This window comes from Paenibacillus sp. FSL R5-0378, from assembly GCF_038009285.1.
Lineage (GTDB): Bacteria > Bacillota > Bacilli > Paenibacillales > Paenibacillaceae > Paenibacillus_AQ > Paenibacillus_AQ favisporus.
The window spans coordinates 1,361,668-1,379,974 of the sequence record NZ_JBBPAY010000001.1 but is presented as its reverse complement, the minus strand read 5'-3'; the positions used below and the strand labels follow the sequence as shown (position 1 = coordinate 1,379,974).

The 18,307-nt window shown below is 54.5% G+C and carries 14 protein-coding genes; all 14 read right to left on the bottom strand.

Features of this window, described 5'->3' with window-relative positions:
• Positions 1–132: 132 nt before the first annotated feature.
• The 14 genes from MKY74_RS06090 to MKY74_RS06030 all read right to left on the bottom strand — a co-directional run bounded on the left by MKY74_RS06090 (position 133) and on the right by MKY74_RS06030 (position 18,152).
• Entirely contained in the window at positions 133–699 is a 567-nt protein-coding gene (locus MKY74_RS06090; protein WP_076174586.1) for a DUF6470 family protein, read from the bottom strand.
• Positions 700–720: 21 nt separating this feature from the next.
• Entirely contained in the window at positions 721–1,677 is a 957-nt protein-coding gene (gene flgL, locus MKY74_RS06085) for a flagellar hook-associated protein FlgL (RefSeq protein WP_076174588.1), read from the bottom strand.
• Between the two features lie 21 nt (positions 1,678–1,698).
• Entirely contained in the window at positions 1,699–3,258 is a 1,560-nt protein-coding gene (gene flgK / locus MKY74_RS06080; RefSeq protein ID WP_076174590.1) for a flagellar hook-associated protein FlgK, read from the bottom strand.
• 157 nt (positions 3,259–3,415) lie between these two features.
• Positions 3,416–3,916 (bottom strand): flagellar protein FlgN, encoded by a 501-nt coding sequence (locus MKY74_RS06075; protein ID WP_076174593.1) that lies wholly within the window; start codon positions 3,914–3,916, stop codon positions 3,416–3,418.
• 10 nt (positions 3,917–3,926) lie between these two features.
• Entirely contained in the window at positions 3,927–4,211 is a 285-nt protein-coding gene (flgM, locus tag MKY74_RS06070) for a flagellar biosynthesis anti-sigma factor FlgM (RefSeq protein ID WP_076174595.1), read from the bottom strand.
• A gap of 178 nt (positions 4,212–4,389) precedes the next feature.
• Positions 4,390–4,800 (bottom strand): TIGR03826 family flagellar region protein, encoded by a 411-nt coding sequence (locus tag MKY74_RS06065; RefSeq protein WP_076174597.1) that lies wholly within the window; start codon positions 4,798–4,800, stop codon positions 4,390–4,392.
• 128 nt (positions 4,801–4,928) lie between these two features.
• Positions 4,929–5,828, bottom strand: coding sequence for a ComF family protein (locus MKY74_RS06060; RefSeq protein ID WP_144025506.1), 900 nt, complete (start codon positions 5,826–5,828; stop codon positions 4,929–4,931).
• 300 nt (positions 5,829–6,128) lie between these two features.
• Positions 6,129–7,310, bottom strand: coding sequence for a helicase-related protein (locus tag MKY74_RS06055; RefSeq protein WP_445671799.1), 1,182 nt, complete (start codon positions 7,308–7,310; stop codon positions 6,129–6,131).
• Positions 7,256–8,281 carry a hypothetical protein gene (locus MKY74_RS35665; RefSeq protein WP_445671798.1) on the bottom strand — a complete coding sequence of 342 codons (1,026 nt, stop codon included), beginning with the start codon at positions 8,279–8,281 and terminating at the stop codon, positions 7,256–7,258. Before MKY74_RS35665 ends, MKY74_RS06055 begins: the two co-directional genes overlap by 55 nt.
• A gap of 361 nt (positions 8,282–8,642) precedes the next feature.
• Positions 8,643–9,053, bottom strand: coding sequence for a hypothetical protein (locus tag MKY74_RS06050; protein WP_076174604.1), 411 nt, complete (start codon positions 9,051–9,053; stop codon positions 8,643–8,645).
• Between the two features lie 165 nt (positions 9,054–9,218).
• Complete coding sequence (locus MKY74_RS06045) at positions 9,219–9,941, bottom strand: response regulator transcription factor (RefSeq protein WP_076174607.1); 723 nt, start codon at positions 9,939–9,941, stop codon at positions 9,219–9,221.
• Positions 9,942–9,945: 4 nt separating this feature from the next.
• Positions 9,946–11,100 carry a sensor histidine kinase gene (locus tag MKY74_RS06040; RefSeq protein ID WP_076174609.1) on the bottom strand — a complete coding sequence of 385 codons (1,155 nt, stop codon included), beginning with the start codon at positions 11,098–11,100 and terminating at the stop codon, positions 9,946–9,948.
• Positions 11,101–11,193: 93 nt separating this feature from the next.
• Complete coding sequence (locus MKY74_RS06035; protein WP_076174612.1) at positions 11,194–13,908, bottom strand: stalk domain-containing protein; 2,715 nt, start codon at positions 13,906–13,908, stop codon at positions 11,194–11,196.
• Positions 13,909–14,204: 296 nt separating this feature from the next.
• The gene (locus tag MKY74_RS06030; protein WP_341011794.1) at positions 14,205–18,152 is read right to left on the bottom strand and encodes an Ig-like domain-containing protein; all 3,948 of its coding nucleotides are present in this window, start codon (positions 18,150–18,152) and stop codon (positions 14,205–14,207) included.
• Positions 18,153–18,307 lie beyond the last annotated feature (155 nt).

The window sequence follows — 18,307 nt, the reverse complement described above, 5'->3', positions numbered from 1 at the left end:
TCGGAATCACTTTACTCCCCCGCTTGCATCGTATTCTTCAGTTCAACTTATCTCTAAATAAAAAGAAAACTATAGAAGGCGATCGAGAATCCCCCTCTATAGTCTACTCTATCATTTCATACCTGCCCAACATCAGCGCTGGGTATCGATTTCCGGCGGGATATACTGCACGGACGCGTACTGCTTCATATAAATGTCCAGCTTGCCGCGGGTATATTCGATCTCCGGCCGGTTCACTTGCACCTGGATATCTGTATGCGCCTTCCGGAACTCAATATCCGGCGAACGTGTGTCGATCTGAATGTCGACGTTATCGATGGAAGCCGGCGTGCGCGTCTCCGGAAAAGGAACCGGCTGCCAGTCCTCACCATAAATATTCGCGATCGTGTTGCTGGCAATGTGAATGGCCGCGGCACGGTTACCCTCCTCGACCCTTCGGGCAATCCCCTGTAGATACAGCTCCTGAAAGCCGGAATAGATCCGGCTGTTCATATCGATAAAGTTGCCGCCGGTGAAAGCCGAAAATGCCTTGGACTGATCCACATGAAGCTCCGGCTTGTACTGGTGAATTTCCAGCTCCGACGGCGTAGTGTTCATGGTCACGTCAGCCTTAGGCTGGCGAATGGAATACTGACCCAGGTCGGCATCAATCCCAATCTGGGCCCGGGTCTGGCGGATTTGCAGAATAGGCTGTACCATACCTTCCTCCTACAAACGATACTATCTCAGAAAATCAACCAGGGATGGTTGAATGATTTTGGAGCCGGCAGACAGCGAGGCGTTATAAATGTTCTCCTGGATTTTGGAGTTCATAATCAGCTCCGCATAGTCGGCATCTTCAGTTTTGGCCTGAAGGTCCGTCAGGTTGATGTTGAGATCGGACAACCGGTCCTGCATCAGCTCGATGCGGTTCGTTTTGGCACCCAGCTCCGCGCGGGACGTGAGCATTTTCTCGGTGCGGCTGTCGATCAGTTCGAGCTGGGAAGACAGGCCGGCAAAGTTGCCGTCGTCCAGATTTTTGGTGATATTTTCGATAATGTTAAAAATGTTGTCCGCATCGCTCCCATTCCCAAATACATCTGTACCGGTCATGTTGATCGGGAGCTTCACGCTTTCGCCAACGCTGAAATTGATGAGACCCTTATCCGTAACGATATCGGCAATCCCCATACCATTTGGTGACCCGTCCGCGTTCAGACCTGTCGTGTTGGAGGTACCATCATCGTTTTTCGGAAAATCGTACGGCTTCTTGTCATACGCTTCCCCGTTAAAAACATACTTCCCGTTCAGCTTGCTGTTTGCAATATCTATCAGCTGTTCCTTCAGCTGGGACACTTCCTGCTTGATGCTATCCAGGGCAGACTGCGGATTCGTGCCGTTCGCCGCTTTGGTTGTCAGCTCGCGCAGACGCTGCACGACATCTCCAGCTTCGCTGAGCACTGTATCATTAAAATCCAGCCAGGACAGCGCACTGTCCACGTTGGATGTGTATTGGTCATTGGAAGCCAGCTCCGAACGGTAGCGCAGCGAGTAAGTAATGCCCACGGGATCGTCCGAAGGACGATTCAGCTTGCGGCCGGTGGCCAGCTGGTTCTGCGTGTTGTTCATCTCGCGCGCGTTGCGGTTCAAGTTCAGGAGCAGCTGGGAGTTCATCATATTGGAAGTCACTCTAAGCATTTCGTTAACCCACCTTTACCGTTATCTTCCTACAGTTCCTGTAGAGTTGATCAGTTTATCCAGCAGCTGGTCGAACGTGGTCATAAAACGCGCGGACGCGCCGTACGCATGCTGAAACTTGATCAGGTTCGCCATCTCCTCGTCCAGAGAAACGCCGCTGACCGACTGGCGCTGGCTCTCGACCTGCTGTACCAGAATGTCCGAGTTTTGCGTCTGCCGGCTCGCTTCCTGGGCTTGTACCCCCAGCTGTCCCACCATCGAGCTGTAATAGCCGTCGATCGTCGTGGAGCGGGTGCCATCCGGCGAAGTAAAGTTGGTCTGCTTCATATTAGCCATGAGCAGGGCCAGCGTATTGCTTCCTTTGACAACCTTCTCGTCCGTTCCCGAACCTTCGGTTCGCATTGAGGTAGCAATCAGGGTGGGATCTTCCGCAATCTTCGTGTTCAGGCGGATATTTCCCGCCGTAATCGGACCGCCATCGCTCGATTCAAAGAAAGGCAGACCGCCCGTGGTGGTCCCATCCATCGTATATCCCAGCTGGTGCAAGACGTTCAGGCCTTTGACGGTTACGACCGTATCCTGATCGACAACCCGTCCGGTAATGCCCGGGAGGGTGACACCGGCCGGCAGTACGCTGCCTTTTGGAATCGTGATCTGAATATCACCGTTCGCCAAGGTGTTGGCCAAGTCATTGAGCTGCTTCTGGTAATCCTTCACGTAGCCTTCACGGGAAGCAATGATGCCGTAAACCTCTCCGCCCTGTAGATTTCCAGACGCATAGGCTGCTTCAAGAAAAGCACCCCGGTCATCCGGACCTGTACCATCCACATCCGCGCTCACGGCAAACCCTTCGACGAGGGCTTGTCCGCCCATCGAAATATTATAACCCTGGTCGGTGTCCTGGACCGTGATGTTAATGATTTTGGACAGCTTGTCCGTCAGCAGGTCGCGTTGGTCTCTAAGGTCATTGGCATTGTCCCCGAGTCCTTCAATCCGCGTGATCGACTGATTCAGGTCCGCGATGGAGTTCAGGTAGTTTTGAACCTCGCTGGCTTTGACGCCGACGTTGGCGGTCAAATCCTGGCTCATTTTATCCAATTGGCCGCTCATGTAATTCATTGCATCCGTCAGAGCCGTTGCATTTTCCTTGACGACTTTGCGCGCCGCGGCGCTTTCCGGATCTTTGCTCAAGTTGGACCAGGAATTCCAGAAGTTGCCGAGTACCTTGCTGATGCCCGTGTCAGACGGCTCGTTAAAAATACCCTGCAGCTTGTCCAATGTGTCCGATTTGATCGTCCAGCTGCCGTTGGCGTTGCTTTCGCTGCGGAACTGAGTATCGAGAAAGCTCTCGCGGATCCGTTCAACCGACGGGTATTCAACCCCCGTGCCCAGCTGTCCAGGCGCAGTGGAGCGGTTCATGCCGTAAGCCTCGATTGGACGGGACGCCTGCATTTTTACGGTTTGCCGGCTGAAGCCTTCCGTATTGGCGTTGGCGATGTTATGGCCGGTCGTACCCAGTGCAGCGGTCTGCGTAAACAGACTTCGCTTCGCCGTCTCGATGGAATGGAATGTGGATGTCATGCAACAAAATCCTCCTTCACGTTCGGGGGAGAGCCGGGCTCACCCATGTCTCAATTGCCCCACGTTGTGGGTCTCTGCTTCGTCGTTGGTTCATGTAAAAATCTGCGGGGAGCCCCGACACTCGTAATGCTCACAAGAAAAACAAACTTTTAAGGACTCAAGCCCTTGAATCGAAAAGGCCGCTCCGGATCACGTTCCCGCTCCGATCGGCCGGATGGTGGTAGGTGACATCCTGATTCGGTCTTCCGACCAGAATATCCAGGGACAAATCTATAAACGAAAGCGACTGCTCGATCAGCTTCTGGTTCAGCTCGTTCGCCCTCTTCAGCTTCTGCAGGGTCTCCGACAGCTTCTCCTGAATGGCAAGCAGCCGCTTCTTCTCTTCCACGTCAAAAACAAGCCGCGACAGTTCCGTCAGATTCAGGTTCAATTCCGACTTGATGCCGCGTTCGCGTAAATACTGCTGGGCGGAGGCCGCGCGCTTCTGTTCGAGAATTTCGATCTGCTTCACCAGCTTGGCTTCCTGGTTCATGATCTTGATGAGAGACTCTACTTCATTGGCAATGATGACTTTCTTCTTCTCTGCAGCCAAGTCCAGCATGTGGTGATGAACCGTATCCAGCTGCTCCAGCAGGTCGATTAAAGTATGAACAGACATATGGGGTCACCTAATTCCTTGGGAACTCTTTAAAATAAGGCATCAGCTTATCGGCCAGTTTACCAGCATCCACTTGATAGGTGCCGGATGCGATTCTCTGCTTCAGATCCTCGAGCTTCTTCGCTCTCTCCGGGTCATTGGCACGGCTCTGGGCCTCAAGCATTTCAATCGCCTCCGAGGAAATGGAAACTTGGTCCTTCTTGCGTGCAGGCTTTTGCGCTTCCTGCCGCTGCGTCTCCATATTCCGTTGATAAGGGTTAACTCCACCAATTCTGCCGGTATCATTAATTTTCATATCTTCCACCTTCTTTCACAATATGCGGGCTGCTCCGCCGGGTACTCACCCGGCCTCCCAAGCCGACACGTCAGCCCGTTCGCATGCAAAATGCAAACAACCGATAATCTTTACTAAGTTTATCGGTCGTCACTGAAACATTATTAATAGCTGCTGCCGTTTTTAGTGCGGCAGTCGGTTATTTGTGGAATTTATCCACGACACGGTAGGCACCTTCACCCGGTTTTCTAGGACCTGAATCCTGATCTTGGCCTGCTTGTGCAGCCTGGCTGAGCTCTCGGGTCAGACGGGTGCGGCAAGAGTCGCACATATGCCCCTCACGAATCAGTGTACCGCAAACCTCGCACGGATACATCAAGTTCGGTGCATTCACGACCGAGATCCGGCCCTCACGGACAAAACTCGTAATCTGCTTGACGGAAACACCCGTGGCTTCCGACAGCTCCTGTATATTGGCACCCTTCTGCTCCCGCAGATAATCCACGCAAATCTCGTATTCGCGTTCGATCTCCTTGATGCAGTTCGGGCAAATGTCTCTGAAATTGGCAGCAAACAATCTGCCGCAGCGAGGGCAATTCGCAAGATCCATAGTACTTCTCCCCCTATCGAATACCAAATCAAGCCATGATGATATGGTTCTAGATTACATTATTCAGGCTCCCTTCGTCCATCTTAATTTACGAGATTCGGTAAATCCTGACATGATTCTTGTCGGCATTACGAACGGGCCCATGTCAGGCTGTACACTTCAGCGGCAAGCCCCAATCCCTGGTGCAAAGTATTCCGCAGCACCTCTGCGCATGCATTAATCGTGCTGCCTGTCGTATAAATGTCGTCTATTAAAAGAATTTGCATGGGCAGAGGAGCATCCTGAGCCGTTATAGCATGTCCATGGCTTTCATGACGAGTCATCTCGCTATTACTATGACTTGCTTTAGATGGCATCCCATATGTACGCATATACAACGATAAGGCAGCTTCTACCCCTTCCTCATGAACAGCAAACACATTCTTCATCGAATCGATCCGCTCCTGACGGGATTTATAGCTCTGCTTGGCGGTGTGCTCCCTGCGGACCAAAAGCGGCATGACAGGAATCCGATGCTTGTTTCCAAGCCCTCTCGCCAACACCTCCGCCTGATTAAATCCCCGCTCCTTCAACCGGACGTCGCTTACGGGGACATAAGTAATCACGTCCGGCTTCCATAAAGCCTGTTGCGAAGTTTCTCTTAATTTATGGAAAAGGGGCACCTCTGGCAAAACGAAATCGACCCTTGAAATAACCTTGGAAATAACCGCTGAAAAGAATCCAATAGAGGCATCCGATTGAATACGCTGATTTTGGGGGTGGAATGAGCGAAATGTGTGGCCTGGTACAGTGCCTGAACTTCTCGTTGAAAATAAACCTGGCGAAGATGCTGAAATTCCAGTAGACGAAATTGAATCCCCAGAAGACGACGACAAAAGTTTTCCTTGCGTCAGTTTAGGGTTAAGACCGAGCAACAGGCTGCTTAGTTCCTCCTGCATCTGTAGGTAAGCCCTGCTCAGCATATGGACAATCAGATCCGCGTATTTCTCATGCCCGCGATACTTATATTGGGCCAGCCATTCTCTCATTACCCCGTTATACTGGACGGCGCTCCGATTACAGACAAAAGATCGGTGTCTCATCTCTTCCCGCAGACAGTCCGGACAGCCGATGGCACGGCCGCAGCAGAGGCAGCGGGGTTTATGAATCCAGGGGATAGCCTCTGCGCAGGATCGGCAAATACCCGGCCATTCGCAGACAAGACGGCTAACGCTGCCGCAGGTTAGGCACGTTTCGCCGGGCGGAGACAGCAAATACTGCATCATCTGTAACAAGGAACTACTGGACTTCAACTTATCATCCCTCCTATCGGCTTATGACTTAGAAGGTTACCCCTTCAAATATCCGTGCTTGCCGGCAATCCGGTTCATCGCCTTGATCTGGTTTACGGCCAGCTTTTGGGACAACGTCCACTGGGATGAAGCAAAAATGACCCTTCCTGCCGGATCCTCCGAAGACCGCCCGGCCCGGCCGGCCATTTGGACGAGCGACGCCTCGTCGAACAGGCTGCTGTCCGCATCCAGGATATACACGTCGCTGCGGGGAACGGTCACTCCCCGCTCCAGAATTGTCGTCGTGACGAGCAGGCGGATTTCCTTCTTCCGAAAAGCCATGACTTTCTCACCCCGCCCAGAGTCTTCCGAGGATGTCCCTTCAACCGAAATATCTTTGAATCGGCGGCGTAAAATCTCGACGAGCGGTCCGATATGGCGAATCCGTGAGACAAATAAAAAGATCTGCGCTCCCCGGTCGATCGACCGGCGGAGCTCCGCAGCCAGTGGCCCCAGCAGCTTCGGCTGCCGTAGGCAGGTTTCGACGCTGCGCATCGCGATCCGCTTCGGCACAGGCAGCGGGTGGCCGTGGTACCGGACGGGTACCTTGGCATGCGGCAGCGTGCCTCGGGATACCTCCCGCTGCAGCGGACGAGGAGGAGTCGCCGACAGATATACAAATTTACCGTCCGGCTTGCAGGCATGCTGCGCCGCATAGGCTAGCATAGGGTCGTTATGATAGGGAAATGCGTCGAGCTCATCGATCACTACCAGGTCGAATGCGTGATAGAAACGCATCAGCTGGTGGGTGGTCGCGAGCGTTAAGGCGCCGCTCTCCCAACGCTCGGCGCTGCCGCCGTACAGGGTGACGATTCGGACACCGCTGAACGCTTTGGCAAGGCGTGGGGCGAGCTCGAGCACCACGTCCCGGCGCGGCGTGGCCACAAGCACGCGCCCGCCCACCGCCAGCACGGAGTTCAGCAGCGGGAAGATCATTTCGGTTTTGCCCGCGCCCGTCACGGCCCACAGCAGGAAGCGGGAGGGCGCGATGCTGGTGCCGCTTCTCCGCGCGGCACCCCATCTCGGCCACATCCAGCCGGTGCGGCCGCCTGCCGCGGAGCCCCCTTCGGGCGGCTCCGCCAGGAACCCCAGCGCGGCCCAGGCGGCATCGCCCTGGGCTGCGCTCAATCCCCACCGCCCCGCGACGGCGGCGGTGGATTCCCCGGCCGTGCCCCGCACGGCCGGATCCGCTGCTGTGCGAAGCAGCAGCGAGCAGGCGCGGCTGCGCCCGAGCGCGAGGCATGCCTCGCAGTAGGCGCAGGCCGCGAGGCCGCACGCGGCGCAGGCCGTGCGGCCCGTGGCTTCGCTGCCGCACCGGCGGCAGCGGGGGCCTGGCCGCGGCCGGCGCGAAGCGCGCCGCGGGGCCCCTTGCGCGGGCTGGCGGCAGCCACGCCCGCGTCCAGCGCCAGCTGGCCCTGCAGGTAGGCCAGCTGCGCCGTGCTGTGCCAGGCGCCGGCTAGCCCCGGCGCCCGGTCGCTCAGCAGCGAGTCGACCTCCGCTGCGAGCAGCGACCTACCGCGCAGCCTGTCCACCAGCTGCGCGGCATGCTCCGCAAGCACTCTGAGCACAACCGGATCCCTTACGTCTCCTGCCCACTGCCCTTCCTCCGGCTGACGCATCAGCCCCTGCCATACGGCAGGAGATAGCGGCTCGCCGAGCTCCCAGCTCCACATTCCTGAACAACCACCCCCGACTTTTCTGTCATTGCTCTTGAGGTTAAGCCCATCCCGCACAGCTCCGTCATGGTCCTTGGCTTTGAATCCTTCCCGGGTCACTCCGTTATTGCCCTTGGATTTGAACTCATCCTTCGTCGCCAAGCCATAGCCCTTAACCTTGAATGCACCCCTCGCTGCTTCATCATTGCCCTTGAGGTTGTGCCCTTCCCGCTCCATCTCCTCCCTCAACTCCGCCTCCAACCACCCCCTCCACTGCTGCATCTTCCAGGCCGCCATGTCCGACGTACCCACAAAATCCCTAGCCACCTTGCAAGCCCAGCCTAGAGGCATGTCCCCCGACAGCAAAACCATCGTTCCATCCATTCCAGCATCCCTGTGCACATACTCCCACCATACGATATCAATACGCAGGTCCAGCGAAATCTTCATCCTCCACCGCTGCCCTTGCCGGATGGCATATACGGCGACACGCATGCGCCCGCCTCCTTTCTCCCTTCCCGTTTCGGTGAAACGTAAAAGCCGAATATCCTGTCCTCCTACGGAAAACCTCAATCTCATCAAGAATCTTTTCAGCACGAGTGATATGTAAATCTACATAGAACGAACTAAAGAAATGAAAATAAATGAATGTTATAGGCCGCTGTTGGGCCGATCTAACAGGAAGTTCAATGCAAAATCTTTAGTTCAATCTATACAAGTCCTTAAAATTCACAAATCACCGACGATCCTCCGCCCAACGCAAAAAAGCACACCCCCGGCTTGTCGCCATTGGAGTGTGCTTCACTCTGTATTCTGCATTATGCCGCCTCCCGGCATGAACGCAGTTCCCTGCGTATTAGACATAAGGGATGCGCTCCGCTTCATGCGGCTTTCTCAAATCAATCATTTCGGAAATCATGCCGTCAGCCAGCACCAAGGTTCCTTCGATGTCTCCGTGCTCCACGGAGGACTGCATCGGGACGACGGACAATTCCATACCCGCGGTTCCGTGCATTCGGTGGACAATTTCCACGGTCTGATCCGTGGAAGCTGCATCCATCACCGTTAGACGAAGCTTCTTGCCTGAAATGAACGAATACCACCCGAATGCCCGGATGTACCATTCGATCTGTCCTTCATGGTTGGACGTCACCAGCGTATAGTGAACCCAGGGTGAACTTTTGCGCTTCTGCCAAGCATGAAATAAGTGAACCGCCGCAGCCGCCAGCACGTATACCGCCGTGATCCACAAAAGCGGAATCATCATGCAGACTCACCTCCTGTATACCCACACTATATGCGGGTACAAACCGGACGGTGAATGATAAAGGCCGGATCGCCCACACCTCTGACGAAAGGGGCATGAGCGAGCGCACAGTGGAATTTTTCACAAACTTTGGCAGAGGCAAGCAGCTATCCCAAAATTATGGTATTAGAGCGTTACCCAACCGTATTTAATCGAGTTGATAACTGCTTGCGTACGATCGTCGACTTCCATCTTCTGCAGGATGCTGCTGACATGGTTCTTGACCGTTTTCTCGCTTATGAATAAAAACTCTCCGATCATCTTGTTGCTCTTGCCTTCCGCCATCAGGCGCAGCACTTCAGCTTCCCGCCGGGTCAGCGGATTGTTCTCGCCGGCCACGAACTTGACGCCTGCTTCGCGGACGCCGCTCTCAGTCATGGCACCCGTTTCGTTCAGGAAGGTCATGCGCCGCAGCTGCTGAATCAGCTTGCCGGTCACTTTTGGATGAATAAATGCATAGCCTTCCTGAACCGAACGGATCGCATTGATCAGCGACTCGGCTTCCATATCCTTGAGCAGGTATCCGTTCGCGCCCTTGCGGAGCGTCTCGAATACGTAACTCTCATCATCATGAATGGATAGAATAATGACCTTTACATCCGGAAACAGCTCGCGGAGCTTCTCCGTGGCCTCCACACCATTTTCCACAGGCATATTAATATCCATCAGGACAATGTCGGGTTTGATATCGTTGCAAAATTCGAGCACCTGAATACCATCGCCGCATTCCCCGATGACCTCAATGTCTTCCTCCATGTTCAAAATACGCTTCAGACCCTCGCGAAACAGTTGATGATCGTCAGCCAGGAGGACCTTAATGGTTGTTTTGCCGGAATCTCTCGTTTCCATCCAACTACTCCTTTCCCTTTTCCACGTTCGTTGGGATATGGATAATGATCTTCGTACCCTGGTTCTCGGCCGATTCGATCTCCATTCTCCCTTCGAGAAGCTCTACCCTCTCGCGCATTCCGATTAAACCGAAATGATCCTTGCTCTTCTGTTCCAGAAGCTCGACTCGGAATCCAAGTCCATTGTCTTGAACGACAATTTTAACCATCTGCGCTTGATATGTAATTTCAATTAACACATAGGTTGGGTGGGCATGCTTCGCCGCATTGCTCAGTGCTTCCTGGACCAGACGGTAGATCGCCGCCTCCATTGCAGAAGAAAGACGATGCTCTTTCCCTCTCGTTTCGAACATGGTACGGATCTTGGTCTTCTCCTCGTAATCGTGCGCGTATTTGCGCAGCGTCGGGATCAGTCCCAAATCATCGAGTGCCATAGGACGCAGATTAAAAATGACCTTGCGCATTTCTTCAAGGCTGGAGCGTACCTGCCCCTTCAAATCTACTATTTCGTCCTGCACCATCTTAAATTCCTGCTTCAGCAGCATTCTTTCCACAATTTCGGTTCTAAGGACCAGGTTAGCGAGCAGCTGCGCCGGACCATCATGGATTTCACGGGCGATGCGTTTGCGCTCTTCTTCCTGCGCCAAAATAATTTTCAGACCGATCACCTGGCGGTTCTTGGCCGTCTCGATGATCCGGGTCACTTGTCCCAGCTCTCCCGACAGGTATTCCATGACAACGCCCATCTGCGATCCGATGGATTCGGCACGTTCTATCGAATTTTCGACACTTCTCACCCGCTTCTGGAGTTCATCGCGTCTGGCCTTCAAATACATTTCCTTCTCACGATAAATCATCACATCAAGCTGCAGCTGCGTCGCTTTCTCGTAGGCCTGCCTAATATCATCCTCTTTGTACCGGACGAAGTCCCGGCTGACCTCGGTCAGCCGGATCCGGGAGCGGCGGTAGTTCAGCTCCAGCTGATCCACCTTCTGCAGCGTCTCCACGGTTTCCTTCATCACTAACTGCAGTTCCTGATTCAACGTGAGCAGCTCGTCCCGGGCCGTCTCGAGAATCTCGAACATCTGATATTTGCTGTTTTCAACCACCTGGATGGCATTCTTAATGACTCGGTCTATCGCATCGGCTTGAAAATCCACGAATGTTCTACTCCATTTCTAACCATTACAGTTCTACATAGAATGAGCTGCAGTCGCATTTCCTAAGTTCAATTCTATACATATCATACCATATCATGATTGGATGGTAATGGTCTTCGTGTTTTGTTCCCAATTTACTTGTAATCCTAATTGCTCGGAAACGAGCCGAAGTGGGACTAAAGTACGACCTTGGGTAATGAATGGAGCAACTTCTGCGCTTTTACGCTTGCCGTTTAGGATATATTCCTTTTTGCCGACCGTCAAGTCCATCAGCTTGCCGCCCCGCAGGACGCTGATCCGCTGATTGGCCGAATCCCATGTCGCTTGTCCGCCAAATGTATCCAGTACGTATTTCACCGGAATGTAGGTCGTACCGTTCTTCATGACCGGCGCAGCGTCCATGGATTTCTTCTGTCCGTTCGACATATAGGACTTCTGCCCGACCGCCATGATCACCTTGCCGGTTGGAAGGCCGGCATCGCTGGACAGCGAAGGCATCGTGAATTTAATGTTGTCAAAAGCAACCGTGCCCGTCTTCGCCCGCTCGTCCTGACCATCTTCGACATTGACGACGTAGAGGCGCTTCAGTTGGGCCGGGAAGGCGATGCCCAGGCTGCTCAGATCCACGTTGATCGTTTTCCAGCCCGTCCAGTCAATGGCCTTGGCCAGGTCGACGTATACCGTCTGTCCTTTCGCGTCCGTCAGCTCGGCACGCATCCAGTTCAGGCTGTTGTCGCCCATCGCGTCGATTGACATCGACGTAGCCGCCGCATTAATGCCTTTGCCCGAAGTGCCGTTCAGTTGTGCATAAGCATACATTTTGCCGCTGCCGGCCGTCATGTCATACTGCAGCTGAAGCACTTTGGAATTGGCATGGTCGCCGGTTCCCTGCGTCACCTGTGCCGATCCGGTCACCTGGCTGCCGCTGTTCGTCGTGAAATCAACCGGGTATGTGACATTTTCAAAGTTTTCCCACATGTCTTCGCCTGCTGCCGACAGCACGACGACGGTGCTGAAGCCGTTATAACGGGCGATCGCGTAACCAACCTTCGTATTCGCATTTACCGAAGCGACGGTCAGCTTGTCATCCTGCACGCTGCCTTTAAATCCGATGAATTCCCATTTCAGGGAGCCGGCCGGAACCGTGATGCTCTGCCCGTCCTTCGTCACCGCCGTAACCGGCACTGATACCGTGCTGCCTGCCTTCAGCGGAGCCGTTGCCGTTCCGACGTTCAGGGCGGACAGGTCGTCTCCGCCGATAACCTTCACCTGCATGCTGGCGTTGGCTTTGCCGCTGACCGCGGTAATCGTCGATGTTCCCGGCTTCACGCCCTTCACCGTCTGCCCGCTGACAACGATGTTGCCGTTGCTCGACTTCCAGGTCGGCGTAATGCTCGACACGTCGATCGGGTTGTAGTAGGTGTCGTAGCCTTTCAGCTGGAACGACGCCTGCTGCCCGATCAGGATCGCGGAAGAGCCGCTGATTTTCAGTCCGAGCAGGCTGCCCTGCGGCGCCTCGGTGTACACGCCGACAGCGTTGACGACGCTGCGCTGGGTCGTGCCGTATTCCGTGTCGAACGTCAGCTTCGTGCCCGTTTCGCCGAGCGGCCGGTCCACCATCGTTGTGGAGCCGCCACCGTCCAGGTTCATCCCTTTCCAGACACCGACCTTGACCATAAAGGTCTGCAGCTCGGACAGCGACATGCCGGAGCTGTTATCGTTCTTCTCAACGGCTACGATATATGCGTAGCGCTGATCCTTCGAATATCCGAGTGCCGTACGGGCGCGGTAGCCTCCGATGCTGGATACGTCGCGCGAAAAGGCCGACGCCGCTCCGTTGTTCACGAGAATCGTATGCCCGCCGATCATCATCTGCAGGTTGGCCGGATCAAGCGACTGTCCGGACGTTTTGGACAGCAGCTTGTAGTCGGTTGTGATCGTTTGGCCGACTGCCATATGGTTCGTTACGAACTGCGCTGCCGTTCCGTGAGTCCGCAAAATGTACCCGTCCTCCGGCACTGCGAAATCGAAGCCGCCTGGCTCGGAAATTTGCGTAATCACGTTATTTTGCACCAGAACCTCAACCGGTGTAGTGGAGCTGTTCTTCGGACGAACCGGCGACTTCCAGGCGCTTGTATAAATATACATGGCATTCGCATGGCTGTAATTTGAAGTACCGCTCTCCGGCGTGTAAGATGCCTTGTTGACGCCTGCCAGCGGGAACGTAGAGCCGTCTTGGGCTGTTACCGTTCCGTCAAACGAAAACTGATCAATAACCGGCGTACCGCTCTTGGTAACCGCAAAGGAATACATCCCCTTCAGATCCGAAGGCGTCGATACCAGTTCCCCGCTGGTGACCTGACCCCCGATCGGTGCCCCGTCTCCGGCCGTATTAAAATAGTCCCCATTCACGCCTGCTACCGCACCAGTCTCTTTGACCATGCCGCCAGTGCTCTGTTTGGTGGTCAGCTGACCGTCCTGGCCGTTCATGACGTCAATCTTGACGTTCGGATTCTGCAAATCCACTTTGATAACATCCGCCAGTGCCGTCGCCTGTTTGCCGGAGCGCGTCGTCGTAAATTTGTACTTGGTCATTATCGCCCCAGACGTAACCGGGCTCTCACTAAGCTTCGTTACGGTCGCCGCCGTGGCCGCGCTGGCCACCGAAGCAATAGAATGTCCGTTCAGCGGGATGCCGCTGCCGATAACCGGCGTAATAAACAGCAGGCCGGCCAGCGATACGACCATCCACTTCTTGCCTGCACCCTTCTTGTGCTCGTTCCCCATGCGATCATTATGCCATTTCATGTACTGTTAACTCTCCCATCTTCTTCATACGCAATGCTATTCTATCGTTGCTCGTTCATAAACAGGACCAACCGACTATTCACGTTACAGCATGAGTTCACAGACTCTATTATCTAGGTCCAGTATGAACTCCCTATTAAATAGACTGAAATTATCCAAAAAAGTTACGGAAAATTAATCTTTTTAGCAAAATCCACCGAAAAATCCCACAAAAAAAGCCCCACCGAAGTAGGGCTGACGTACCGAAATGGAAACTCTATGATTTTGTGGGAGATTTAACCTGTTTACTGCTCTGGTTACATGTACCCGATTTTCTCCAGCAGACGCTGAAGCATGACTGCCGCCTGGGAGCGGGTTGCATTTCCGCGGGGCTGGAACGTGTTCACTGTGACGCCCTGGATAATGCCTTCCTTCAGGACGCGGGCCGCGGAATCCGGATACTGGATTTGCTTGCTGTCCTTAAAAACTTTCAGGTACGTGGACGCCGGATAGCTCAGCGTCGAGTTGTATCCCGCATAGTTCATGGCACGGACCATCATGATCCCCATCTGCTCGCGTGTGATCGAGCTGTTCGGTTTGAACGAACCGTCCGTATTGCCGGTGACGATGCCGGCTTTGGCCGCCGCCCCGATATAGGCGCTGGAGCCGATGTTGACCACGTCATAGAAGCGATCCGCGCTCTGCGCATCTCCTTCCAATCCGAGAGCCCTGGCCACGTACTCGGCAAACTCAGCACGGGTAATGCTCTGATCCGGGGCAAACAGCGTATTCGTACGGCCCTCGATCACCTGCTTGGCGGACAGCGTGCTGATCGCGTCTTTCGCCCAGTGATTGCCAAGATCGCTGTAATATTTATAGAATGTCGCTCCGAAAACAGTAAAGTTCCCCTTTACCTTGCCATGGAATACCCGGCGGCTGCCTGCTGTGTCGATCACTCCCGGAACGTAGGTCAGCTTGTTGGCTCCGCTGTCGAAGCGGACCAGGCTGGACCGGCTGTCCTGCAGCGCACTGCTCGTCCGGACGAGAACCTCCCCGCTGAGCTTCAGCTCACGTGGATTGTTCGGCGAACTGTTGTTCACGGCGGATACATAGAAGTCTACTGGCTCGGTGATCTTTTGGCTGGAGCTGGTGTTCAGCTTCTTGCTCAAATCCGCGGCTGCCTCTGCCGACAGCTTCTCTACCGTGATGTTAAGCGTTACGGAAGAGCTGCTGGCATTCAGGCTGCTGGCAATGTCCGGCAGGTTCACTTTGCTAAAAGGTACCATATACACGGCGTCCCCGGCTTTCACCGCCAGTACCGCGCTGCGATCGATATTATAGACTTGCTGGAGCGTGTCTAGCGGGAACGTAACCGATGCTGAGCTTAGCCCGACGGCCGCATCTACAACGAGCGTGTGCAGCTTTTCACCGGAATTCAGCATATATTGGTAGGCCTGTTTCAGCTTCTCGCCATCAACCCGGTACTGCTTAATATATTGGTTGTTGCGGGACTTCACGTCCGAGACGGCCGTCACCTGGTTGCCAAGCGCAAACATAGCCTGTCCAAACTCAGATGACTCCATGAACGTCAGGTAAGAAGGACGATTCGGATCGGTCGATCCGCTGCCTGCTGTCGTTCCTGTACTGCTGACCGGGATTTTGCTAAAATACTTCAGATCATTGCCTGCGCTATCCTTTAGTGGCGCTGCCCCTGGAAAGTAAGACAGCTCCACCTTTTGGCCGCTGATGACCGGATTGCTGAGCTTGAGCGTCAGCGTGCTGCCATTGACCGAGGCGCTGTACAGGGAACTCGTTATACCGTCCACCAACACTTGGAATTGGGTCACTGTAACCGAGGGTTGTGATACTAATGTTTTATTAAACACAACCTGGATTGTGTCACCCTGCACGACCGCTGATTGAATGCCTCCCATGTCAACTGAATTCGTAACAGTAACCGGCTCCAAGTTCAGGTATCCGGCCGCGTTCCCGTTCAGGTCTGTCAGGCGCGCCGTACCGGGCACGTACGAAATCGTCACCTTGTTGTCCATGCTTAGTGCAGTGGTCAGGGTCAAGGTCACCTGATTGCCCTTGATCTCCACCGCGGTCACGTAATTCGGCACATTGTTGACCAGTACGGAAAACTGGCTTTTCATCGGCACATTGGTCGTGCTGAGCAGCTCGTTATACGTCAGGACGAGCTTGGTGCCGCCGCCTTCCGCCTTGTCCATGACCGGGGGCTTTGTGTCCCAATAGTTGCGGACGATGTAGTCCGTGAATCCGGCGATATTTTGTCCGCGGTAATCCTGAATCGGATACGCCCCCGGTTTGTAGCTGACCCGCACCACCTGCCCGTCACCGACGGACGTGTTCAGGGACAACGTCAAGGACTGGCCGCTTTGACTCACGCTTTTGACGCCCATACTCGTTCCGTCCGCCGTCACTGTGAACTGCTCGTAGGCATAGGCAGATGGGCTTTTCAGCGACTGGCTAAAATACAGCACCACCGTGCTTCCCGAAATCGTGCCGCTGGTTGGCTTCGGCAGTGCGGAATCCACGCCGTTCAAAACCTCGCGGGCCCCAAAAGCCGCCGCCGCATTCCCCGCCGTATCGCGGATCGGGCTGGAGCCGCCGCTGTAGCTGATTTTCACATTTTGCCCGACGGCGACGCCGGTCTCCAGAATGACATAGACACTGTCACCGGAGGTATACACGTAGCTGATCCGCCGCGTTTCGTCGTTCACCGTCACGTTAAAGTTGGCCGTCGATGGCCAGGAGTCCGAATACAAAGCTTCATTATATACGAGCCGGATGGTCGTGTTGCTGTACATCTCGCTGCTCTGCAGCACCGGAGCTTGCTTGTCCGATGTGTACGTCTGGAATGTCCACCCCGTATTGCTTGTAATTCCAGCATAATTCATGCCAGGGTTCTGTTTGTCGTAAAAAGCCCCCGGATCTACAGTCACGTAATAGGACCCGTCTCTGTCGAGTGTGTAACCGGACTGCAGCTGGATTTTGGCCTGGGTCCCACTTACCGTGACCGTCAAAGGAACACTGGCACCATTAGAGGATTTGCGGAGCAGTACATTCCCTGAACCGCGAACGACTTCCCGGTTAAAATTCATATACAGCGTCGCGTCCACCGCCACGTTCGTGCTTCCGCTTGCCGGGAACAAGCTGGAAACGGATAGCGGAGTCGTGCTGCCTGGCGCCGCTGCCGTCGTGAAGGTCCAGCCGTTGGTCGATGTAATTCCCGGCACATTCTTGCCTTCTCCGTCCTGAAAAGCGCCTGTCGGCACGATCACATAATACGACGACCCGTATGCCAACACGCTTCCCGGATCGATCGTCACGACCGTCGACCCGCCGCCTGTCACCTGGGTGGATTGGACATTAATCGAAGTTACCTTGGTACCGTTCGATTTATACAAATCAATTGTTCCCTGCCCTGGATACACCGGGTTGTTAAAGGACAGCTGGAGCTTGCCGTTCGTGGCGATCCCGGTCGCGGCGCTTTGCGGCGAGTTGGCCGTAATGGCGGTATCACCCTGCGTCGTAAAATACCACTGCCCGCCCGTCGTCAACCCGCCGAACGCTTGCCCATCCAGCGTGGTGATCGCACCAGCAGGGATATACACGTAATACGTTGTGTTTTTGTCCAACGAACGGGACAACGCGAAGCTAACCTTCTTCCCATCCACTAGAACCCGTGAATTCGTCTGCCCCTGCGTCAGCGTAATGGAGTCCACCACTTGGTTGTCGGACACGCGTTTGATCTGCACGCTGCCGCTTCCCGTTTGGATCTCCTCATTAAAAGTCAGCTGCAGCGCGTTGGAAGTGCTGGCACCGATTGAACCCACTTGGGGCGCGTAGTCCACGACAGCCAGCTTGCTTAACGTGGTGAACGTAAACGTCGACTCGTCCAACGGTTGATCTGAAGCGTCTTTCAGAACCCCCGCCTCGACTTTCACCTGATAATCCGTCTTATAGGACAGCCATTTGCCTTCAGGTAACTGGAAGGTGAATTTATCGGAGGGTGCTGGATTCTTCGAATCCATGGCCTTCAAATCGCTTAGGCTGAGCTTGATCTGGTTGGCCTCTTCCGGATGAGCCGGATCGATGATCCGCACCGCTGGGTCCGACACTGGATCGCTGGATGGATCGGCAATATGTACGTTTTGGTTAAAGGTCAGCTGAAAATCCGGACGTCTCCCAACCTCCATGGCCCCATCCTCTGGCAGTGTGGAGATAAGCGGTCCGCTCATTTGAGCCTTTACTGCCGTTGCTGCAGCTGATACGGGACTTCCTCCCATCCCTCCTGTGATTCCTATGTCCAATGCCATGGCGAGTGCTAGCATGCATGCCGTTATTTTTTTCATAGAATGGCGTAAACCTACCTTTCCTCGTATTTCGCCCATGT